This is a genomic window from Flavobacterium sp. (assembly GCF_044357305.1).
Taxonomy (GTDB): Bacteria; Bacteroidota; Bacteroidia; order Flavobacteriales; family Flavobacteriaceae; genus Flavobacterium.
Genome location: NZ_JBIKPS010000002.1, coordinates 260,345 through 283,369, shown reverse-complemented (window position 1 = coordinate 283,369; position 23,025 = coordinate 260,345). Strand labels below are relative to the sequence as shown.

Annotated in this window: 21 protein-coding genes; all 21 read right to left on the bottom strand. The window is 32.0% G+C overall.

The features are described 5' to 3' along the window. Positions 1 to 35 precede the first annotated feature (35 nt). The 21 genes from ACIQ2J_RS03245 to ACIQ2J_RS03145 all read right to left on the bottom strand — a co-directional run bounded on the left by ACIQ2J_RS03245 (position 36) and on the right by ACIQ2J_RS03145 (position 23,018). Positions 36 to 1,052, bottom strand: a complete 1,017-nt coding sequence (locus ACIQ2J_RS03245; protein ID WP_396166639.1) for a glycosyltransferase family 4 protein — start codon at positions 1,050 to 1,052, stop codon at positions 36 to 38. Further along, positions 1,042 to 2,361, bottom strand: a complete 1,320-nt coding sequence (locus ACIQ2J_RS03240) for an O-antigen ligase family protein (protein WP_396166637.1) — start codon at positions 2,359 to 2,361, stop codon at positions 1,042 to 1,044. The genes ACIQ2J_RS03245 and ACIQ2J_RS03240 overlap by 11 nt, the downstream gene beginning before the upstream one ends. Positions 2,362 to 2,367: 6 nt before the next feature. Beyond that, positions 2,368 to 3,447 carry a glycosyltransferase family 4 protein gene (locus ACIQ2J_RS03235; RefSeq protein WP_396166634.1) on the bottom strand — a complete coding sequence of 360 codons (1,080 nt, stop codon included), beginning with the start codon at positions 3,445 to 3,447 and terminating at the stop codon, positions 2,368 to 2,370. Continuing rightward, positions 3,438 to 4,562: a glycosyltransferase family 4 protein gene (locus ACIQ2J_RS03230; protein ID WP_396166630.1), complete on the bottom strand. Its 1,125-nt coding sequence runs from the start codon at positions 4,560 to 4,562 to the stop codon at positions 3,438 to 3,440. The genes ACIQ2J_RS03235 and ACIQ2J_RS03230 overlap by 10 nt, the downstream gene beginning before the upstream one ends. Positions 4,563 to 4,567: 5 nt before the next feature. Continuing rightward, on the bottom strand, positions 4,568 to 5,713 hold the full coding sequence (locus ACIQ2J_RS03225) for a glycosyltransferase family 4 protein (protein ID WP_396166628.1): 1,146 nt from the start codon (positions 5,711 to 5,713) through the stop codon (positions 4,568 to 4,570). After that, positions 5,698 to 7,110 carry a hypothetical protein gene (locus tag ACIQ2J_RS03220; protein ID WP_396166626.1) on the bottom strand — a complete coding sequence of 471 codons (1,413 nt, stop codon included), beginning with the start codon at positions 7,108 to 7,110 and terminating at the stop codon, positions 5,698 to 5,700. Before ACIQ2J_RS03220 ends, ACIQ2J_RS03225 begins: the two co-directional genes overlap by 16 nt. A gap of 27 nt (positions 7,111 to 7,137) precedes the next feature. After that, positions 7,138 to 7,878, bottom strand: a complete 741-nt coding sequence (locus ACIQ2J_RS03215) for a class I SAM-dependent methyltransferase (RefSeq protein ID WP_396166623.1) — start codon at positions 7,876 to 7,878, stop codon at positions 7,138 to 7,140. Between the two features lie 63 nt (positions 7,879 to 7,941). Beyond that, on the bottom strand, positions 7,942 to 9,030 hold the full coding sequence (locus ACIQ2J_RS03210; protein ID WP_396166621.1) for a lipid II:glycine glycyltransferase FemX: 1,089 nt from the start codon (positions 9,028 to 9,030) through the stop codon (positions 7,942 to 7,944). Further along, positions 9,027 to 10,637 carry a hypothetical protein gene (locus ACIQ2J_RS03205; RefSeq protein ID WP_396166619.1) on the bottom strand — a complete coding sequence of 537 codons (1,611 nt, stop codon included), beginning with the start codon at positions 10,635 to 10,637 and terminating at the stop codon, positions 9,027 to 9,029. Before ACIQ2J_RS03205 ends, ACIQ2J_RS03210 begins: the two co-directional genes overlap by 4 nt. A gap of 3 nt (positions 10,638 to 10,640) precedes the next feature. Next, on the bottom strand, positions 10,641 to 11,777 hold the full coding sequence (gene neuC, locus ACIQ2J_RS03200; protein ID WP_396166617.1) for a UDP-N-acetylglucosamine 2-epimerase: 1,137 nt from the start codon (positions 11,775 to 11,777) through the stop codon (positions 10,641 to 10,643). Continuing rightward, entirely contained in the window at positions 11,764 to 12,804 is a 1,041-nt protein-coding gene (locus ACIQ2J_RS03195; protein WP_396166614.1) for an N-acetylneuraminate synthase family protein, read from the bottom strand. Before ACIQ2J_RS03195 ends, neuC begins: the two co-directional genes overlap by 14 nt. A 4-nt stretch (positions 12,805 to 12,808) precedes the next feature. Continuing rightward, positions 12,809 to 13,969, bottom strand: coding sequence for an ATP-binding protein (locus ACIQ2J_RS03190; RefSeq protein WP_396166612.1), 1,161 nt, complete (start codon positions 13,967 to 13,969; stop codon positions 12,809 to 12,811). 273 nt (positions 13,970 to 14,242) lie between these two features. Beyond that, positions 14,243 to 14,920 (bottom strand): cytidylyltransferase domain-containing protein, encoded by a 678-nt coding sequence (locus ACIQ2J_RS03185; protein WP_396166610.1) that lies wholly within the window; start codon positions 14,918 to 14,920, stop codon positions 14,243 to 14,245. A gap of 1 nt (position 14,921) precedes the next feature. Then, positions 14,922 to 15,992, bottom strand: coding sequence for a glycosyltransferase family 4 protein (locus tag ACIQ2J_RS03180; protein ID WP_396166608.1), 1,071 nt, complete (start codon positions 15,990 to 15,992; stop codon positions 14,922 to 14,924). A 32-nt stretch (positions 15,993 to 16,024) separates the two neighbouring features. Continuing rightward, complete coding sequence (locus ACIQ2J_RS03175) at positions 16,025 to 17,050, bottom strand: glycosyltransferase family 2 protein (protein WP_396166606.1); 1,026 nt, start codon at positions 17,048 to 17,050, stop codon at positions 16,025 to 16,027. Positions 17,051 to 17,097: 47 nt separating this feature from the next. Next, positions 17,098 to 18,225 (bottom strand): glycosyltransferase, encoded by a 1,128-nt coding sequence (locus ACIQ2J_RS03170; protein ID WP_396166603.1) that lies wholly within the window; start codon positions 18,223 to 18,225, stop codon positions 17,098 to 17,100. A 2-nt stretch (positions 18,226 to 18,227) separates the two neighbouring features. Further along, positions 18,228 to 19,169, bottom strand: coding sequence for a glycosyltransferase family 2 protein (locus ACIQ2J_RS03165; protein WP_396166600.1), 942 nt, complete (start codon positions 19,167 to 19,169; stop codon positions 18,228 to 18,230). Continuing rightward, entirely contained in the window at positions 19,166 to 20,065 is a 900-nt protein-coding gene (locus ACIQ2J_RS03160) for a glycosyltransferase (RefSeq protein ID WP_396166598.1), read from the bottom strand. The genes ACIQ2J_RS03165 and ACIQ2J_RS03160 overlap by 4 nt, the downstream gene beginning before the upstream one ends. Then, on the bottom strand, positions 20,053 to 20,865 hold the full coding sequence (locus ACIQ2J_RS03155) for a class I SAM-dependent methyltransferase (protein ID WP_396166595.1): 813 nt from the start codon (positions 20,863 to 20,865) through the stop codon (positions 20,053 to 20,055). The genes ACIQ2J_RS03160 and ACIQ2J_RS03155 overlap by 13 nt, the downstream gene beginning before the upstream one ends. Beyond that, positions 20,866 to 22,149, bottom strand: a complete 1,284-nt coding sequence (locus ACIQ2J_RS03150) for an ABC transporter ATP-binding protein (RefSeq protein WP_396166593.1) — start codon at positions 22,147 to 22,149, stop codon at positions 20,866 to 20,868. It lies immediately after the preceding gene. Beyond that, entirely contained in the window at positions 22,149 to 23,018 is an 870-nt protein-coding gene (locus tag ACIQ2J_RS03145; RefSeq protein ID WP_396166591.1) for an ABC transporter permease, read from the bottom strand. Before ACIQ2J_RS03145 ends, ACIQ2J_RS03150 begins: the two co-directional genes overlap by 1 nt. Positions 23,019 to 23,025 lie beyond the last annotated feature (7 nt).

The following is a 23,025-nucleotide window of genomic DNA, read 5'->3' as shown; positions in this document are numbered from 1 at the left end:
AAACTGCAAGTTAGTAAAATATTAAAACAATCAAGTTACATTAACATTTCTAACCACTGCAATTTAATTATTTGCCAATCATATGACTCTACTTTCTTTCTAGCATTAGTGATTAAAGTTATAGTGAAATCTTGGTTTAAAAACAACTTCTTTATTGCTAAATTCATTTCTATATAATCATTCTCTTGCACTAAAACACCTTCTTTCTGATCTGAAATTAGAAAAGGAATTCCTCCAACATTGGTAGAAATTATTGGTAAACCTAACGCCATTGCTTCTATTACAGAAACTGGCATATTATCAAAATTGGACGTATTAATAAAAATATTATGTGTTTTTGAGAGTGAAATCCATTCTGATTTAGAAAGTGCCCCTGTAAAATTTACATTTACGTTATGTTCCTTTGCAAATAATTCGCATTCGTTTCTGTAATTTTTAATATCCGGACCAACCATTGTAAGTTGTGCATCTGGATAGCTTTTCTGCAATTCCAAAAGCACTTGAATTGCCATTTTAGGATTGTAAATAGGCGAAAAAGAGCGAACCCAAAGCAGTTTAGGAACCTTCATTTCTCTTATGTAAAACGGATAATTTTCAATCTCAATTGAATTTGGAATAGAAATTAAGCCATTAGAATATTTATCTTTAAAAGCATTATATAAATATTTTGAAGGTGCTACAATTCGGTACGCATTATTGAAAATCAAATTACAAATAAATGGGTTTTTGTCTATTCTATTTGGCAAATTTCCACCATGAAGAAATGGGATATATTTTAATTTAAACAATCGGCACGTTTGACTGACAAAAAAAGCATACCAAAAATTTAGAGTGCTATAAGTATCAATCACCACGTAATCACCACTTTTAGAATGGTAAATTGTAGCAAAAATCATATCTAAAAAGCGAAAGAAAATATTCTTATGCGAAGACGCATAGTAAACCGTATAGCCTTCAGAAGATAGCAAACTGCCTAAAGTTTCCATTACAGTAATAGTGGATCCATGATTGGATAATTTATTTCCAATATAGAGGATTTTTCTATTTGTCATCAAATCGAATATTTAATAAGGCAAGTGCATAAATAAAACATGGAGATGCCGTTCGCATTGCTGCATGATTAATGGTTAGAAACCAAAAAAAGAAAAATGAAAACAAGAAAATATTTTGTTTATTTCCATAATAAAAAACAATAGGAGTAACTATTAATAATAATAGTGCTATTACTCCAAGTGACCCATGTTCGGCTAACATTCGGGTGATTTCATTATGAGAAGCCGTTAGATACCCATTTTTTTGGGTACGAATTTCGGTTCCCTTACCTACTCCAATTCCAAATACTGGATTGTCTAAGAACATTTCAATTTCATCTACCGCCAACTCTGTTCTTCCAGAAAATATATCGTTTTTTTCAATTCCGTGAGCATTTTGACCAGCATACCGTTTATTAATCAAGCCGTCGGTTAAAAAAGAAGTATACGACCATGTAAGAAAGAAAAGTACACTAAGACTGATTAATAAGTAATTTAACTTCACTTTTCCACTATGTCTAGAATGTAGGTATATGAAGAAGATAAAAATGCCTATCATTCCGAATCCTGTCATCATTCCACCTCTAGAAAAAGTTAAAAGACCACGATAACTAAAATAAAAAACAATAAATAAATTGAGCAAGAAAATAAGTTTTGTTTTAGAAAATAAAATACTTCTTACAAAAAAAACAAACATTCCAAGCCCTAAAATAGTTGCCACTTGATTTGGACCAAAACCACCAGACAAATCCGAATTAGAGCCCGTTCCAATTAAAGCCGATTTAATATCAAAAGTATATATAGAAACGTAAACTGCCATAGTAATAATAGGCAGACCTATAAGTAGAAGTAAATTACCAACTTCCAAAACTGTTATTTTTTTTCCAATAACGTACACAGAAGTTATTCCCAAACAAATAGGACCCGATATATTAAAGGCAATTTTATTACGAAAATCTATATCGTAAGCAATAGTATCTCCAGCAATGTAGATTGACGGAATCAATAAAACCAAAAAAAGCCAATAAAGGGATGCTAATTTTGAAAAACCAGAATATATTATTCCAATAAGCATAAAAACAATAATAGAATATTTTCCAAATTCATGATTAGGACTTCCATCGGTCATTCTCAAAAAAACCTCACTACCAACAATATAGGAGCAAATATAGAGTACTTCGTTATTTTTATTTTTAGTCATCACAACAATAAAAATACCTATTCCTAAAATAGCGTAGCCATAAATTTTAGCAAGAAATGGGACATAAAAGATTAGTAATCCCAAAAGAACATGACTAAAAAGTAACGCTAAATAATGTTTATTTTGCATTGGTGATTATAATTTTATTTTGGAAACCCAAGAAATATAGTTACTAATAACAACTTGTTCAGTATAATTTTCTACAATCGATTTATGCAGTTCGTCTCCAAATTTAACTCTTAATTTTTCATCCTTCAGAATTGTTGCTAAATTAGTTGAAAATGCTACTACCTCCTTTGGTTCTGAAATAAATCCTGAAAAATTGTCCTTAACTACAAAAGGAATCTGTCCAACATTCGTAGTAACAACTGGCTTTTTAAACATTCCAAATTCTAACAAAGCAACTGGTAAACCTTCGGAATTAGAGGTAAACACACCAACATCCGATTGATTAATAATACTTTCGATGTCCTTTTTAGCACCATATAAAAAAATAACTTCTTCTAATTGGTATTCTTTTATTTTAGATTTTATGGTTTCGGAATAAGTATCCTTTAAGTCACTTCCCACCAAATGAAAAGTCCAATCTGGAAAGTTTTTACGAATGCTATTAACTACTTCCACCAACATTAAATGATTTTTTTGAGGTCGTAAATTTGCCAAATACAATACTCTTTTACCTTCAATTCCATGCAACGTTGTTTCGCTGGTATAATTCTTATTTTCAGAAATATAATTTTGCAAATAAATAACATTTTTACAAAATAAGTTCTTTTTAGACCATGCTTCTAAGTCCAAATTCACAGCAATTACCCCTTGAAATAGAACAGAGAAAATTCGAATAAAAAAAGAATTTTTACGCTTTGGCGTAACAAAATTCCCATAATGATCGTGCCAAATAACAGCAACACTTGGAAGTAGCAATTTTACCATACAAGCTAGAAAAAAAGAACTCGAATGCGCTTGAATAATTTGCACTTTATTATTTTTACAGTAATTCCTTAATTTCAGAATAGCTTTAAAATCAAAGCTTTTCTTTTTGTTTAAAAACAAATAAGAAACACCTTCCTGAATACTATTTTTTAATTCCCCTTCTTTTCTAGTAGAAACCAAACCTGAAAATTCAATACATTTCGCTAACGAATTAGCATAACTAACCGCCATTTTTTCGGCACCGCCAATGTCCAACGAATCAATTAGTTGCACTATTCGCATGGTGTCACAATTTTAGTTACCTCTTTTTCGAATTTTTCAAGGGTGTAGTAACGTGACCATTGCATTGCAGCAATTCTCCTTTTTTCACATTCTAAAGGATTCACAAGTAGTTCCTGAATTACCTTAATATTTTGCTCCAAAATAGCCTCCAAAATAATTCCTCTTTTTCCAAAATCCAACATATATGGTACACAAGAAACCGAACTAGCAATGGGCAAACATCCCCAAAACATAGCTTCAGCAACCACTTTAGGCCAACCCTCACTTTTGGAAGGAAGCATTAAAAAATGACTATTTTGATAGATTTCTTTCATCGTTTCGCGATCTTGATTTCCTCTTAAAAAAACCGAAGACTGCAACGAATTTTTAGCAATATAAGTTTCTAACGTTTCATGCTCCACTCCTTCTCCATAAAAGGATAATTCCGCATTTGGATGGTCTTGTAGTATCCTTTCAAATAGTTGTAAAGCCACTAAAGGCTGTTTTCCTTTCACTAAACAACCTACAAAAATAAATTTTATTTTATTCTCTAATCTTTTGGGAGGCAAAGTTGTAGCTTCCGTTTCAGAGTAAGTTGCTGTAAAAAAGGACTTCATATTTTTAGATTGATTTTTCCAATCACCATAAACCAGCACTTTCATATTGTGGGTTAAAAAGGTATTTCGCAATAGAAATTTTTGAAACTTATAACTCAGAGGTTGCTTTGCATTTGGATCCCAGTTCCCTGCATATTTAGCACTTTTGGCTTTAAAAGGGAAAAACATCTGAACCAAACTACCTAACAAACCCATATTTCCAGGGCATCGTAAGTGAATGTGTTGCGTGGTAGCCATGGCTCGAAATAGTTTCCAAATAATAATTGGAAGTACCCCAATTGCCTTTATACTTTCTTTAAAATTTATAAACGAAAACTCTGGAACTGCAATAAAATTAATAGTACTAGAATTGTATTTTTGTTGTAACGATGCAACCTCCCCTTTTCGTAAAGGTGCTATAATGGTAACCGAATTTACATGGCGCAACCAAATATTCATCTCATTTACGTAAGGCGAATACGCAAAAAAGTCGGTGCCTTTTTGGGTATGAACGACATGGGTTACTATTAAAAAACTCACAACAATTATTGGATTAATTTAGTATAAAAATCTATATTTTTTTGGACAATAAGTGCCGCAGCATATTTATCTAAAACACTCTTTCGGGCATTTTTACAAATTACGTCAACTTTTTCTTCATTTGAAAATGCCCAACAAATTTTATCCGCAATATCCAGCGGACTAAAAGGATTACATAATAATCCATTTTCTAAATTAGTTATGGTTTCTGGACCTGGACCTTGGTTGGTAAAAACTACTAATTTCTCCATCGCCATTGCTTCGGGAGCCACTAAACCTTGGGTTTCCATGTGGGATGGAAAAACACAAACTTGCGCTTGAGCATAAATTTCTGGAATGTTTTCATAATTCACCCTTCCCTGAAAATGGATATCTATAGCACTGCTTCCTAGTTTTGGAAGTTCTGTTTCTTGAAGCATCTCTATATAGGATTTCCCGCTCGGAAAAAACCAATCGCGTCCATAAATTTCTAATGTTGCTTCAGGAAATTGTTTCTTAACTAAAGGAAAAGCCTGTATTAATTGACGAACGCCTTTTTTTTCGCAAACACTACCTACAAAAACTATACTATTCTTTATTACAACACTATTTTTTGGTGTAAAAAAATCGACATCTATGGGATAATTAATCATTACAAGATGCTTGTCGTGGAAACTTAAAAACTCGTTTGTTTTTGTTTTCACATAATTGGAAACGGCTATAAACGCGTCGGCTTTTTTAAAGGATATTTTCTCTTGAAAACCTTTCCAAAAATCAATTTTTCGGTGTTCCGATTCGGAAAAAAAATGATGCCCACCATGCAATCGAATCACGTACTTTATTCCTGGTATTTTAGTTAAAAATGCCAATTCCAATTCGGCTGATTCAATACTATCTATTGGATTTTCTTTATGAATGGCAGCAATTTTTTTATTCATGGCTTTAAATCCATAAAACCATCCAAAACGTTTTACATTTTGGTATCCCAATCGGAAAATTCGTACTCCTTGGTCTTCTTCATAATCTTCTTGGTAATCATAACTCAAACCTACCACAGTAACCTCAATGCCTTGCGCTACTAATTTTGGAGCAAGTGTTTTTAAAAAACTACCTATTCCGCCATGAGCAAAGCCAGATTTGGGATATTCGTGGGTAATTAAACAGAGGTGCATAGGATACTTATTTCTTGTGCAAGATTTTGACTATTATTTTGTAGCGGATGTTTCACAATTTTTTGCATCCATTGTAATCTATCTGGACCAGTGGTTTCTGAATCATCCAATGCTTGCTGTATTTTATCTTTAAAATCCAATCGATTGTTTATCCATCCCACAGGAACTATTTCAGCCATACTTTTAAAATGTTGAAAACCATAAACATCCTTTACTTTAAAAGTTGAAGGATTTACTGGATCGTAATTTAAATATAAACAAGGTTTATTATAAACTGCAAAATCATGCGCCATGGTACTTCCTAAATTTACCACCACATCGCTATGCAAAACGGTATTTACTAACAAACTAATATCCGAAAAACTGGGGTAAATTTCAGTAAAAGAATTTTCTAAATCAGATGCAATGCGCCATTCGGGGTTAATTGAAATTACCAAATGATGGTATTTATTTAAAACAACATCAAATCGATTGGATACATCTACCGGACATTTTCTAAAAAGAATTTGGGGTCGGTTAGGCTCCTCGATTCGCATTAGCGACTCACATAAGTCTTCCAAATAAAGGGCTTCGTATGGCGAAGATGCATCGTTAGCCGAAAAACAAACCGTCTTTTTATTAATATCTAAATTATAGGTAGTAAAAAATTCTTCTTTGGATAATTGAAATTGCACTTTAAAATAAAATTCAAATTGTGGAGTTCCCACCACTTTTATAGTTTCCGCTTTTATTTCTGGATACAGTAGTTCCATTTCGGATTTCATCAAATCCGACCAAACAAAATAGGAATCGTATTTAGATAGCAATCGTGCCTTTGGAATATTGTCCCAAGAGAAAATAACGGTACCGTTTTTAATCCCTTTCTTTTTTGCTAAAGCAATAATTGGAGCAGTAGTTACCGCGCGCTGGTGCAAATTCAAAATATAATCGGGATTGATTTTAGCAAGTTCTGCTTTAATTATTTTAGTAGTGGGATGCTTCAAAATTGAGGCTTCGTACCAATTTTCTAATTTCAAAATCCAAGAATAATTTTTGGAGAAGCAAAAACCTAAAAGTTCCGAAATTCGCAACAAAACCTTTCGTTTGAATGTTTTGGATTTTCCATTCCAAAAAAGCATAATGGTATTGTTTTGCAACTTATTAGAATTTTGCAACAAACGAGCATACGCGATGCTTTCTCTTAATATCCGACTAATAAAACGCTCTTTAAAATCAGGAATTCGATAATAAGCAGTTATTAAATCACCTTGAATTTTCTTAATTTCTTGTATCGCTGGGGTTGGAATTTGGTGGTACAGAACTACTTCAAAATTGGCTTGATGTAATTCTTGTATAAAGTCGGAATAAATATAGTTTCGAACGGCAACACCATCCGGAACCAGCAATACTATTTTCATATTCTTAAAAATCTATACGTAACAGATTTATTTTTGAGCGATAAAAATCAAATTATTATACCCTTTTTTTCGGTTGTATTTGATGTTTTTCAATTGGTTATATTCTTCTAATGAATAAATTTCAATATTTCTAAAAGACGCCATTTGTATATTCTTCATTAATTCATTCTTAGTGTAATAATAGCCTTGAACCTTATATCCATTGTAACCAGTTACTCTATTTCCAACTTTATCCCCGTAATAAAAAGAAAATATATTTCTAATTTTAAAGAACATTGTTTTAAAAAAAGTCCCTTCCTGATTATGAACGGTTCCAATTATTACTCCATTCGTTTTTAAAATTTTATAAGCATTATTAAAGATTTGAGCTCTAGCTTTACTTTCAGGAACATAAGTGAGCATGCTGTTTAAAATAGTTACTAGATCAAACTTGTTTTCTACTTTATTATAATCTTTGGCATCCATAACATTAGTTTCTGTTATATTATCAATATTCCATTCTTTTAAATTTTCTCTGCACTTTTCAATCATGTTTACTGAAATATCTGAAGCAATGATTGTAGTAGGTTCATAAAAATTAGCAATATGATTTATTTCTCTACCGGTTCCGCATCCAAAAATTTTTATAGTATTAATAGTCCCTTTGGAAATATACAACTCTTTGGCTTTTTCAAACATAAACAACTCGAACTTGGCAGCATCTTTATTCCTATCTTGAACTTCGATTACGTTACTAATTTCCCAGAATTCTTTATTTTCGATTTTCATGATTATTTTTTTATTTGCGTAGTTGTATGAATTTTATGAAACAAATTTAACTTATAAAATTAATTAATCCCTATTTAAAATCTTTTTAAAAATAAATAGTAAACTAGCAATAGATTGCTTATACGGTTTAATTCTTTCCTCTAAAAAAATATAAATTTTAAAATAAAAGGGTTTGAAAACCCAATATCTTGAGTTTTCAAAATTGAATAATTGACTACCAAAACCTTCTTTAAATCTTATAACACCTTCGCTTCCCCCAACAGAAAAATCATAACTTTTGTAACCTTTTTCAATAGAATATTTAATTAATTCAGTGTGCATATAAACCGAAATCGGCAAATTGTGATATTCTTTTATTACGCCTCCATTAATATAAATCAGCCGCTTTCCGCAAATCATTACATAAATTGCTCCCACTACTTTATTTTGATAGACACAAGTCGCAATAATTGCCTGATCATTAGCTACATAATTCTGCAACGTGTCTTTCATAGAATTATACGAACGTAATGGATAACCTTTGTCTCTGGAATTTTGAACAAAACAATTATAAGCTTCTGCAATGGCTTCTTTGGTTTTTACCTGCTGAAATTGAAAATCAAATGAACTTGCTTTTTTTAAATTTCTTTTATGATTGGAACCAAATCCTTGAACAACCTCATCAAACGTTTTATCACACAAATCAACCAATCGCATTCCAAAAAGCGGAATTACATACTTGAATTTCATCCCTTCTAATCCGCTATAAAAAATACTGTTTGATGAAATCTTATCTAAAGTATAATCATGAAAACCAACCCCTTCTTTAATTATTGGTAAATTAATTTGAAAAAAACAACAGTTCTTTTGAACAGCATATTCTTTCAAATCATTTAAAATTGAATCAATTAAATGTTCTTGATTTTTATCCAAAACTGGACCACTCGGAACGATTAAAAATTTAAAAATAGAAAACCTAGCAATCACTATTCCGCATCCTCCAATTATTTCATCATTATCTGTAACAATGTAAAAATCGTGATTGAAACCATAAACGCTGTAGGCTTTTATCCAAAAAGATAATTGATTATACAATCCTCTTTCAGTTTCCTGAAGATAATTGTCCCATTTATCTAGCCAACTTTGGTCTTTAGTAAAAAAGGATTTTATCATGTTATACTTCTTGAAGGAATATCGTAATTATTTTTTATAAAAATAGTGCCATTTGTATCGATATCCAAAACGATATTTTGATACTTGGTATAAAATTCCAATAACTGGGATAATGTAGGATTCCAAATGGCTTTTTGTTCTATTTTTTGGGCTAAATAATTAAAGTTGGCAACCACTTTTTCATTCAAGGAGTTATCGGAATTTATAAGTTTACCCTCATAATTATTAGTGTTCACCGAAAAGTAAGTATGTGCAATAAACAAGCCCGATGCCTCTACTAAAGCATCAATGTTTTTGGGAGTCAATGCCGAAATAAAATCTACCAATTCAATAGTTTGAAAAATTGTAAACTCCTTTTTATCTATTGTATGTTTAAAGAAAATAGGGCTGTATTTTGCAACTTTGTACGTCGTTTTCTTAGCCAAATTCCATGCAAACAAAACTCTCAAGGAAAGTAAGACTAGTGGAATTGCATTTTTTAGCAACTTAAAAATGGCGCTCCAATCTTTTTTAACCAATAATGCCTTAGTAGAAGATACGGTATCAATATAATTTCGTACTCTAAGTTCGTCGTTATCATAATGAAAAATAATATTTTTCAGCAAGGAAACCATTCGTTTTAAAAAGGAATTTCCTTTTATAGAAGCATAATATTTTTCTAGATTAAACGGACTAGAATCCAATTGATTAAGAACTCCTGAGGTTGCAGTTCCGGCATCGATATAATTCCAAAGTACCGCAATATTTTTATTTAAAAGTGTGGCTTCGTACTGGTCGTTGGAAACACCATTTTTTTGAAATAAAGAAAAATTATAAGGTTGGTATCCGTGATCGATCCAAACTGGAATATTCGGGTAAGGCGGAATAAAATTTTGAAATTCTGCAAAGGCTTTTTCATCGTTTCGGATGGATTGCGTTAACGAATGGTAACACAATTCATGTCCGTCTTGGCGCCATTGCTCAATTTCGGAAGCATTATTTTCAAACGAAGCGTTATCTTCTCTTTTGGAAAAATCATTTAAGAAAAAACCTTTGGTGATTTTGATTCCTTTTTCTTTAAAAAATTCTCTTTGAATCTTTAAATTTTCGGCAGTATCAAAATCGCAATGATCGGTAAAACAAGCGATAGCGGAAAACGGAATTGGGGATCGGCTTAATTCTACTATTCCTTCGGATGAAATTAATAAAGCTAATTTTTCGGGAAAATCAAAATCCGATTGTGCAGAAACTATCTTTTTAGTATTATTTTCGTTACAATATTGTGTGATTGGCGCAGCAAATTCGGGGTTAAATCGCCATAATAATTGCTTCGGATTTTTAGCATTTACTTCCCAAATTCCCAAATTGCAATTGGCTTGAACGTACAATCCGTTTTGTAATCGAATCGCTTTAGTGGAAAAATCATTTGCAATTCGATCTTGAGAAATAGCAACCCAAGTATAATCGTGATTTCTAAAAGCGGAAATTGGCGAAGGAAATTCTACAAGAATATCAAAGGCATTTAAATGTTCTTGAGAAACCGTATCTAAAGTAATTTTACCATTAAGCATTTCATCCGAAAGGATAAATGAAATAATAGAAGAAGTTGCTTTAGAATTTTCTGACATAAATTAAATATCTCTAAATTGTTTCTGGTGATTTACATTCCAAATGTCGCTATTTAAAAGAGAATTTAAAAATTGAGTAGCACTAGTTCCATCTCCGAAATGAGAAATCACTTTTTCGGATTTCTGCAAATCGATATTTTTCAAAGCAGTACTAATAGAATTTAAATCGTAATCCACATTAATGATTTCGGCATGTAAATCCCTATTTTGTTGGCGGGTTCCAATATTAATTATCGGAATACCGTAATAAGGCGCTTCCCGAATTCCGGCACTACTGTTTCCTATAATAAATTGGGCGTTTTTAAGTAAGGTTAAAAAATATTCAAATCGCAAGGACGGAAAAACTCTAAAGCGAGAATTGCCTTGAAATTCTTGGTATTTTTTAATTATCTGTTGGCTTCCCAAATCGTTATTAGGATAAATTACAACATAATTATGCGTGTCATTTTGTAAGGCAGCAACAAAATTAAAAGTGTATTCTTCCATCTCTTTTGCTTCGGTAGTCACGGGATGGAACATTACAATGGCATACTTTTCAAAGTCAATTTGGTAATATTCTTTAGCCACAGTAAGTTCGGGCAATGTATTGGAAAACATAATATCCACATCTGGAGAACCAATGGTGTAAATGGAAGATTGCAATTCACCCATTTGAACCAACCTATTGGCAGCATCGGTATTGGAAACAAAATGAATATGACTCAATTTGCTCACACTATGCCGAATTAATTCATCTACCGTTCCCGACAATTCGCCACCTTCAATATGCGCTACCAAAATATTATTTAACGACCCAACGATAGCACCAGCAAGGGTTTCTACCCTATCGCCATGCACCACAATCAAGTCGGGTTGCACTGCTTTGCAATAACCAGACAAGCCTTCAATGGTTTTGGCCAAAGTCAAATCCATTGTGGTTTCGTGGGTGTGATTCTCAAAAGTATGTACATTTTTGAAATTACAGCGTTCAATTTCAATCAACGTATAGCCGTATTCTTCCTGCAAATGCATGCCAGTAACAAAAACGAAAACTTCCAATTCTGGGGCAGTTTCCAAAATAGAAATAAGCGATTTTATCTTGCTAAAATCAGCACGAGTACCGGTTAAGAATAGGATTTTTTTAGTGTTATTCAAAATCATTAAAATCTAATTGTTCATCATTTTCAATCCTTCTGGTTGCAGTTTTTCCGAGTAAATCGTTAAAATGTTCTGCCAGAATTTTGCCAGTTCCAGGGCGTTTTACCCAAATATTTTCTTTCGATAGTTTTTCTCCTTTTTGGATGGTTGCTATGGAACAAACGGTTGCAAAGGCAAAATCGATTGTTACTTGTTCTTCTTTTGCAGGTTCTTTTATTCCGCCGCGCATTTGCCAAATTTCTTTGGATGAAATAATCAGTTCGGCACATGCTTTTTCATCCATACTGCACACAATATCGGGTCCAGTTCGTTGCATGTGGTCGGTGAAATGGCGTTCTAAAATGCTTGCGCCAAGAGCAACAGCACCAAGACAAGCATTATTATTTAGAGTGTGATCGGACAAACCGAAAACCTTATCGGGAAATGCTTCGTGTAATTGCGTCATCGCACCAAATCGCACCAAGTGAATGGGCGTTGGATATAAATTAGTGGTATGCAACAAGGCTACCGGAATGTTGTGTTTATCAAAAATAGCAACGGCTTTTCGAACACTTTCAATGGTATTCATACCCGTGCTTAAAATTACAGGTTTTCCAAAAGTACAAATATGTTCCAATAACGGATAATTATTGCATTCTCCCGAACCAATTTTGTAGGCTGGAATATCCATTTTTTTTAATCGTTCGGCAGCCGCACGAGAAAATGGTGTAGAGATAAAAATCATGCCTTTACTTTCTACGTAATTTTTTAGTTCCAATTCGTCGTCTTCGTTTAGAGCGCAACGTTCCATGATTTCATAAATAGAAACATCGGAATTGCCAGGAATCACTTTTTTGGCGGCACCACTCATTTCATCGGCAACAATATGGGTTTGGTGTTTTACCACTTCCACACCTGCACGATAGGCGGCATCCACCATTTCTTTGGCAACAATAAGCGAACCTTCATGATTAATTCCGATTTCGGCAATAACCAAAGGTGGGTAATCAGGACCTATTTTTCTTCCGGAAATTTCTATGTAGGTGTTCATAAATTTATAATTCTAATTTTAAAAAATTCTCTAAACCAATAACCGTTATATTTTCTTGTAATTGGTAAGTATCGTTAGTTGGTGCAATAATATAGGTTCTATTTGGTTTTACAACTTCTAAACTTCTATAAAATCCTTTAGTTACCTTTGGTGCATCCGATGCTTTACATTCTATAGCTATAACTTGATTTCCTTTTTTAAGAAGCAAATCTATTTCATCTCCAGTGGCTGTTCGATAAAAAAAGTAATCCCAAGAAGGCATATTTACAATAATGTTTTCAAGAACCATCCCTTCCCAAGAGGATCCAAAAACCGGATTACCTAACAAGGAGTTAAAATTTGGAATTGCTAACAATTGATGTAAAATTCCAGAATCACGAAGGAATACTTTTGGCGATTTTACCAATCTTTTTTTAATATTAATTTCAAAAGGCGGAATAGTTCTTACAATAAAAGTTTGCTCCAACAAATCGATATATCGTTTAATTGTGGGATGGGTTAAACCAAGAGATTCTGCTAATTTAGAAAGATTTAACAGTTGTCCCTGATTGTGAGCACACATGGTTAACAACCGTCGGAGTTGTAATGCAGGAATTTGAAAACCAAGTTGTGGAATATCCCGTTCAATATAGGTTCGGATATAATTTTCTAGCCATATTGCACTATTCTCGTCATTATCGGCTAGATAACTATTTGGAAAACCACCTCGAAGCCAAAATTTTTGCAAATTAAAACTTTCTAGATAATTCAATTCATTCATTAAAAAAGGGGAAAGATGCAACATCCCAATTCGTCCAGCCAAACTTTCGGATGTATGCTGAAGAAGATCTTGAGAGGCAGAACCTAACAAAATAAATTTTCCGTTAATCCGATTGCTATCTATTGTACTTCTCAGGACCGAAAACAATTTAGGAACCAATTGAATTTCATCCAAACAAATTATTTTATCTGCATTAGAAGCAAAAAATATTTCAGGTTCTGATAATTTATTTAAATCGGATTCTTTTTGCATATCCAAATAAAGCAAACCATCAAAATGCTGATCTAAACTTTTTACCAATGTAGATTTTCCGCATTGACGGGGCCCGAGAATAGCAACCGCAGGAAAAACAGTAAGGTATTTTTTTAATTGATGCAATAGCACTCGTTGGATATAATCTTGCATATTGTAAATATAACTTTCAATTTGCAGTAAAAATACTAAAAAAAGGTATTGGAAAGTGATTTTTAGTGATTTTTTTGTCTAAAAAATGAAAAATAAAAAAATTAAACTAAAAATAGAAGGAATTAAATTATTGAATTACAATAAATTAAAAATTTAAATATAATAATTGTGCAAATTGAAAATATAATTTTCAATTTGCACAATTATTAATATTATTCACTTTCTAATATTTAAAAAAAAAATATTTCAGATGGTTAAAAGTTATTAGTTTCCTTATAAATTATTTTCATTTTTGGAAAATAGATACAGCAGTTGAGCAAAATCAAAATCTTCTTGCGTATCAATATCTACCTTGGCAAAAAGATGGTTTACTACATATGGAAATGCATCTTCGGTAATTATTTTTCCTTGTTTAATACCAGAGGATTTACTAATGTATAACAAGCCATTTTCAAAATAAAGCGGTACTAAATCTTGACTTCTTTGCCCAATTTCGTAATTGAACGGCTGGAATTTTTCCCCTACTATTTTTCCTAGTTTGTGCAGGTTTGGAGATACCGTAAAAAGGCTATCACAATTCGTATTCTGGAATTTTTTAAAGCAATCTTTCAAAAGATGTTCTGGTCGCAACGGATTGGTAGGTTGTAACAGAATTACAGTATCTACAGTATCCTCTAAAACACTCAAAGCATGTTGCAAACAACTAATAGTTGGCTCTAAATCTCCCGAAATAGAACTCGGTCGATCTATCACTTGGGCGCCATATTGCAGGGCTATTTCCTTAATAGCAGCATCATCGGTACTAACATAAATAGCGTCAATAATAGCACTATTGGCTTGCGCATATTGAATGCTATGCACCAATAACGGAATTCCTCCCAAAGCAAGAATGTTTTTATTGGGCAATCGTTTAGAAGCGCCTCGTGCCGGAATTACAACTATATTTTTCAATTTAAAAAATCTTGGATTCGTTAATAATATGATTCATTCCCTTTCGCCATTCTTCAAAAGAATATAAATCTTTAGGTAATTTGTAGGTATTTTCTGACAAAGTAAGGTATTCGTTTATGGCATTTTCCCACTCGGGAATACTATTTGGATTGGCAATCAATTTTCCTAATTTTCCATAGTGCAAAACTTCGGGCACACCTCCTAATGCTGAGGCTATACAATAACAACCGCAACTTAAGGCTTCGATCAAACTTAAGCCAAAACCTTCTTGACACAAGGTTGGAAAAAGATAGACATCCGAAACTTGGTAATATTGAGGCAAATCGGAATTTGGTATCCTTCCTAAAAAGGAAACTCCGGGAAGGTTCTCATTTCTTGAACTTCCAATAACCAACAATATACAATCTGGGAAAGAGTTTTTCTTCCACAATTCCAAAACAATATCTAATCCTTTTTTAGGACGGTCTTGCGAACACCATAGAAAAACATTTTTACCCGTTAAATGTAATGATTCTTTTAGTTGTTGCTTTTTTAAAGTCTCTAATGGGTGAAATTTACTAGTATCAATTCCGTTAGGCAGAATAGAAAATTTACAGGGTACGGAAGCGTAAAAATCCAGATGCGCTTGGTAACTATCTTTTGTAAGCAATACCATTTCATCAATATTTTTGAAAAATTGCTCTCCTTTTTCTCTATCTAAAAAAGGTGGAAAGCCATGGTAAAAAAATTGGATTTTGCAGTTTTCCCGAAACCCTTTTTCTTGTAAAAGAGTTACAATATCAGGAACTATCTTAAAATTATCTACTACTTGGATATTATAATTTTCTTCCTTTTTTAAAATCTTTTTCAAGGCAGACAAGGCACTTAAATGGGATTTCTTATATATTTTAGATTTAATCTTGTCTATGAAATTATTGGATGTATATTGGTAGGTAACCGTTTCAAACTTAGTTTCGGGCTCTGGGCAAATTATATAATCTATGTTATGATTTCCTTCTAGATAATTTTTATATAGCGTCGTCCAACTGCCAATTTTGGAACTTGGCAGTTCCAATTGGGAGATTAAAATCACGCTACACTTTTTCAAATCCTGCTTCATCTCAATTAATAGTTGGAAGGATTTTTTAATCCAAATTTTTTAAAAAATAGATTCCTAGTTTTTTTATTGCTCATAATTCTTAGAATTATTCTGCCGATTTTTCTAGAAAAAGCACCAATTTTTTGATCTAAAATTTTAGAACTATCCAAACCATTGGAAGTTTCTGGACTTAAATTAGAAACCATATCGACCATCCAAGGCTCGGTTTTATTTCCGATATGGTAGGCAAAATTCCCTTTGGTAGCAAGGCGTAAATAACCCAAACTATCGTTAGGAATATCAATATATTTTTGCTCCACACCACCATCAATTTTTATAAATGCAGGTTCTTTTGACCCTAAATCGAAAATATTTCTTTTTAGAGTTGCCACAAAATGACCGCAACCTACAACTGCTTCACCCGAATTATTTTTATTTTTTAAAACCAAATAATTTTCCAAATGAATGGCGTCGTACATTAATTTTTCATTGCCCAAACTCAAGTCAAATAAATGCATGGCTTCGGGATGTAGTACTTTTTGAAATTCTAATTTTCCTTTAAAAAAACCATAATACCAAGTACTGGCAGTATGATTCGTTACCGCTTTGCTACTCGGCACCGGACTTACCATTCCAGCTTCTGGGAAATTAACAAAAACGTCTTCAATTGCGGCTTGCCATCCTTGTTGGAACAAGACATCCGCATCGGTAATGGTAATTAAAGGTTCTAAATTTCCTTTGGAAGCTGCTAAAATAGCGTTAATCTTACCCAAATTTTCTTTAGAATGAAAAACCTGATCAATATAAACAGAATTTTTATATTGCAAATCGATATATTCTTTAACTAAAGGATGGCAATTATTATTGTAAATAGTAATTCGGGATTTGGTATGCACCGTCTTCAGTAGCGACTCGATACACAATTTAAAGCCATCAAAAGAATGTTCGAAATAGCCTTCAAAATTAGGTATATACACCGGAACAATCACACGATGGTAATTGTCTAGAACAAGTGATTTGTTGTCTTTTTCGGGGTTACTTCCTATTCTCATACTACTTTAAAGCCTTGGTATTATTACTTATAAAAGATATTTTACTTTTATAAGGAAGTATATATTTTATTAATTTTTATTCGATTCCATTCCAAATCCAATCTGGTTTTGGCTAGTTTATCGTTTAAAATAAATGCCTTATCCAAATCAATTGCGCCAGTTAAAGCCTTTAAAATTAATGCTTTTATTTCTAATACACTATTGGGATTTTCAATTAACAAGCCATTATCTATTCCAATAACTTCGCTTGTGGCTCCTCCTGGATTGGATTGTATAGGAAAAGTTCCCATTACAACTGCTTCCAAAAGTGTATTTGGAATGCCATCAGAAACACTATTACCGATGTAAAGCAACGATTTTCCCATTAATTCTAGCACTTCTGAGTGGGACAATGCTTCTTTGGAAAAAACCGTAAATGGTAAAGCGTTGTTTTTAACATAATCCAAAACAATAGGATGGCATGCAAACACCACCACTTCATAATTAGCTATAGTTTCTTTTAATTCTGTTAAGGCTTTTAAAACGTTTAGCGCTTTGCCGAATTTATTTTCATAGCCTTTAACCAAAATAATTTTTCTTTGGTTAATTGGCAATTTCATATTTTGAACTGCATCCAAGTCAAAGCCACCTCCTGTTGGGATAACCTCTAGGGAAGTACCTTTATAACCTAGGGATTTAGCTATTTTTACATCGCGAGAACAATCGGTTTGAAGGTAATTGACGCGTTTTAAAACTTTTTTAATCTTTGAAATATGATTTTTGTAATTTTGAAAATAGAACAAATCATTTCCCCAGCAAGCATAAATCCACGGAATATTTTTGTGCTTATTTAAAATTCTAACAATAGGGTAACTGCACGATTGCATTTCAAAACTATGGATTACATCGGGTTGAATTTGCTTTATCAAAAGTTCTAATTGTTCGTCAATTGTGACTTGCAAAAAAGGTTCGATACAAATATAAAACCAATTAAAATGTTTTCTTAAGAAATGTTCCCCTTGGATATACCCAATTTTCCGTGTTTTCCAATCGGTTATTTGGGTAACACTCTCTGGTAAATTTATTTTTCCAGTGGCAGAAATATCCCACCAATACAATTCTTGGTGGTCGTTATCCACATTAGTAATCCATCTTTGGGCATGAATAGAATTCATTGAAATGAAAAGAATTCGCATTTTTATTTTAAAAATTTATAACCTTTATTGAAAATTTTAAAAATTAAAATCCCAAATAACGTTTTTATTAATCCGAATAAATCTAACGTTTTTAACTGATAAAAAAACAATTTTTTTAATAAAGAAAATTTAGAATAATGATTTGCAATTAAAGCTTCTCTAAAAAAATATTGATATCTTTTTTTAGTGAAATTGACTAGTACCAATTTTGCAGGTTTATTTATTTTGTTTAAAATCTGAATGTGCTTCTCTCGTGCTCTAAATTCAGACTCAATTTCAACAATATTCAATTTATCTCTTTCACTTGATAATGAATTGCTACTAACTCTATATTTTATTAAAGCTTCATTTAAATAAAATACCGATGGGTTTTTATAAATCATTCTTAAATTAAAATCCCAATCGTCTAAATTACTTATATTTTCATCAAATAAAACGGATTGTTTTTCTAAAAAACTTTTTTTCCAGGTTGGACCACAAACGTAAAAATTAATTTTTTCAACCAGATAATCTGCAATTAAATTTTCGGAATTGATATCTTTATTTTTTAATGGTAAATCCGTCTCCAAATCAACAATTAATAGTTTAGAAACGCATACATCATAAGAAACGGAATTCCAATCATTAATAAAATCTAAGGCATTTGGCAAAAAAATATCATCACTATCCATCCATTTAATCCAATTTCCTATGCTTTTTTCATAACCATAATTTCTGCAAGCATTTGGTCCTTTGGTGCGAAGGTTAGGTCTTATATGAAATTTAATTCGAGTGTCCTTAATAATGTATCGTTCCATCAAATCTTGGGTGCTGTCTGAGCTTCCATCGTCAACAACAATGCACTCCCAATTAGTATAATTTAAAGCAATTATACTTTCGAGGGTTTCACTTATTAGGTGCGCTCTATTGAAAGTTGGAATAATTATGGACACTAAAGGTTTCATGATAGATTTCTATTTTTAAATATTCTTCTATTAAATTTTAACACACTCCACACACCCAAATAGTTTAAATGTAAATAAGTTAGTTGTATATATTCTGAAAAGGATTTATTTGGGTAAAAGAAATATTCTACTTTGCGAAAAATTAATTGTAGGTTTTGTTTATCCAATCGGTTTGCATAATGGTATAATAACCTTTGGTAATACTGCTTGGAGGCATTCTGTTTTTCTGCTATTAAATCGGTTCTACCACTGATGCTGAAATTGCTTATTCGCACTAAAACTATAGCGTCCTTTATAGAATAAATAGTTTTAAAATTGGAACATTCTAAAACAGCTAAATCATCGGAATGCCATGCTAAAGGAAAATCATGGAAGAAATTATTTTTTAATTTTTCAATTTCAAAAACATATTCGCTTAAGGAACTCCTTGTGATCCCTTTATATTTTCTGTAAAAAAAATCGTTAGTAGTTTCAAATAGAGGATGGTGAAAAACATCCGATAATTTTTCTTCTTTATCGTTAATAATTTGTGAGGAAAATCTTACAACTTTAATGTTATTTTCAATAATAGTATTTATATTTTCATAGAATTCAGCAACTGCAGTATTGGACAAACAATCATCGTCGCCTAAAATCATTATCCACGATGCATCTTGCACTAAATCAACACAGCGTTTCCATTGTTGAACTAAAGAAATGCCTCCTAGATTAGTGTCAAATTTTTGGTAAACCAAATCTATAGAACCGTTATATTTTTCAATTAATGACAAAGGAGATTCCGGACTATTATCATCTCCTATAAATACTTTAAAATTTTTATTGGTTTGATTTTCTAATGATTGTAATGTTTTATCAAAAAAAATAAATTTATAATATGGAATTACTATTGCAAGCATTTTTTTATGAATTTAATAGGACTTAAAATAAAATTTCCTAGTCTAAAACTATTACTTTTTTGGAATGCTACTTCTAATTCTTTTTCTACTATTTCAATACCATTAAAAATGGAGCTTTTTTGTTTCAAAAAATCAACATCAGAACCTATTATAATTAAATAAAGAGGGTCCAAAACATTTACATCAAGGGTTGTATAATTTCCGGAGTACATTTCACTAATTTGATTTTCATCTCCATCATCTTGAATTAAGGAAGCTCCATTAATGTATTTTTGATTTAAACATTGATAATGAATAAAATTATTGGAAATTAATTCCTGAAATTCAATTTTGTAAAGCTCTTTAACATGATATTCATTATTAAAGTTTCTTTTATCTGAATAATATAATTTATCTGGAGTAGAAATAATTAGGATACCCTCACTTTTTAATACTCTCTTTATTTCGAGTAGCATTTCTTGGTGTTTGTCATGGTGTTCTAAGGTTTCAAAACTAACAACAACATCAATAGAATTACTTTTAACTGGAATTACATCGGCACTTCCCACAACAAACTCTAAATTACTTTTATTGTATTTTATAGTAGCATTTTTAACAGACTCTGGATCAATATCTACCCCAATTACTGATGCAGCATCCATACTTAATAAATTAGTGCCATAACCTTCACCAGAAGCAATATCTAAAACTGATTTGCCTTTTATATAATCTTTAGCTAAAGCATAACGATGTAAGTGATCTATTGTATCTCTAGAATAAATAAAGGTTTCAAGCCTTTCCCCAGTCCATTTTTTTTTCATTTATTTCCAATTTAATAATGGCCTAACTAATCCCGGGAATTTCCCAGTGTAATTCCCTCTAGCCGTATTATCTCCATTTTCATCAATAATATTAAATCCAACTACTTCCATTTCATGAAATTCAACCTGAAAAGGATTGTACCGCATTATAGCAAAACTACAATTATACTCTCCTTCTGCTAAGAAATTGCCTGGAATAACAACTCTTTTTTTATAAATTCCTTTGGAAACAGGAATTATTAAATTATTTGAATCTTTATCGTGCGAACTTAGTATATGAATATTATGGTTATTAAAAAGATTAAAACCATGCGTAAACATTTGATTATCTTTTAAAACCTCATAAGTAAATTCAATACAAATTTCACTGGATATCAAATGATTAAGTGAAACCTTGTTCTCGCTATCCAGCACACTAACTTCTAAAAGTTTGAAAAAATCGGTGGAAGGCTCTTGATTTGGAGCCCATTTTTTAGTAGCAAAATTATTATTATTCTTTAAATAAAAATCTACTGCGTGTTGTACAGTACCATTGTAGGTGACACACCCATTTTCTAAAACGATTCCCTTGTTACACAGATTATTAACCGCACCCATATTATGACTTACAAACAACACTGTTCTGCCTTCACTTTTGCTAATGTCTCCCATTTTTCCGAGACATTTTTTTTGAAATTCGGCATCACCAACGGCAAGCACCTCATCTACAATTAAAATTTCACTTTCAAGATGGGCAGCAACCGCAAAAGCTAATCGGACGTACATTCCAGAAGAATACCGTTTTACAGGAGTGTCTATGTATCGTTCAACTCCAGAAAAATCAATTATTTCCTCTAATTTTCGGGTGATTTCTTTTTTGCGCATTCCAAGAATAGCACCATTTAAATAGATATTTTCTCTACCCGAAAGTTCTGGATGGAAACCGGTACCAACTTCTAGCAAACTTGCAATTCTACCTTTAACTTTTATTTCGCCTTTGGTAGGACCAGTAACCCGAGATAATAATTTTAATAAAGTGCTTTTGCCAGCACCGTTTTTTCCTATAATTCCTAGGGCATCCCCTGCGTTGACTTGAAAATTGACATCCTTTAAAGACCAAACAATATTGCTTGTTGCTTTAACACTTCGGTCATTGGTTTGCCCAATTTTAAGAAACGGGTCTTCCTTTCCTAATATTTTGGTTTGCCAAAACCGATCTATATCCTTAGAAATAGTTCCCGAACCAATTTGACCAATTTGGTAGGCTTTAGATAAATTTTCAACTTTTATTACTGGTTTTTCCATTAAATGGTATCTACAAAATTTTTCTCGGTTTTGTTAAAAATCACAATACCAAGTACTAAAACTACTAGGGTAACAATTACGGAATAAGACAAGCTTCCAAAAGTAAATTCACCTTTACCTAAAAAAGCATACCGAAAACATTCAATAATTCCGGTCATGGGATTTAATTCAACAATAAAGCCATAGCCTTTTGCTTTAGCATAACTTAACGGATAAATAACCGTGGTAGCATACATTAGCAATTGCACTCCAAAGGTAACTAAAAAAGTTAGATCTCTATATTTGGTAGTCATTGCAGTAATTATTAGTCCTAAACCCAAACCTAGCAATGCCATTAATACAACTAAAAAAGGAAATAAAAATAAGCCATTGGTAACATGAAAACTAGTTCCTAAAACTGGAAACCAATAAAAATAGAGCATCATTAATACCATTAAAAGGAGTTGTACTCCAAATCGAATTAAATTACTCACCACAATACTCAATGGCATAATTAATCTAGGAAAATATACTTTGCCAAAAATGGAAGCATTATCTTTAAAAACGGTACTAGTTTTAGTCAAACAATCCGAAAAATAATTCCAAGAGGTAATTCCTGTTAAATAAAAAAGATATTTGGGAAGGCCATCGGTACTGATTCCTGCAAGGTTTCCAAATACAAACGAAAAAATTATAGTGGTAAATAAAGGTTGTAAAAAAAACCAAAGCGGCCCTAAAACTGTTTGTTTATAGAAACTAACAAAATCTCTTTTAACAAAAAGCAGCAATAAATCGCGATACTGCCATAGGTCGTTAAATTTTAAATCAAAAAGTGACGTATTGGCTTTAATTACTATATCCCACTCGTTTGAATTCTCTACTTTATCCATTTATGAT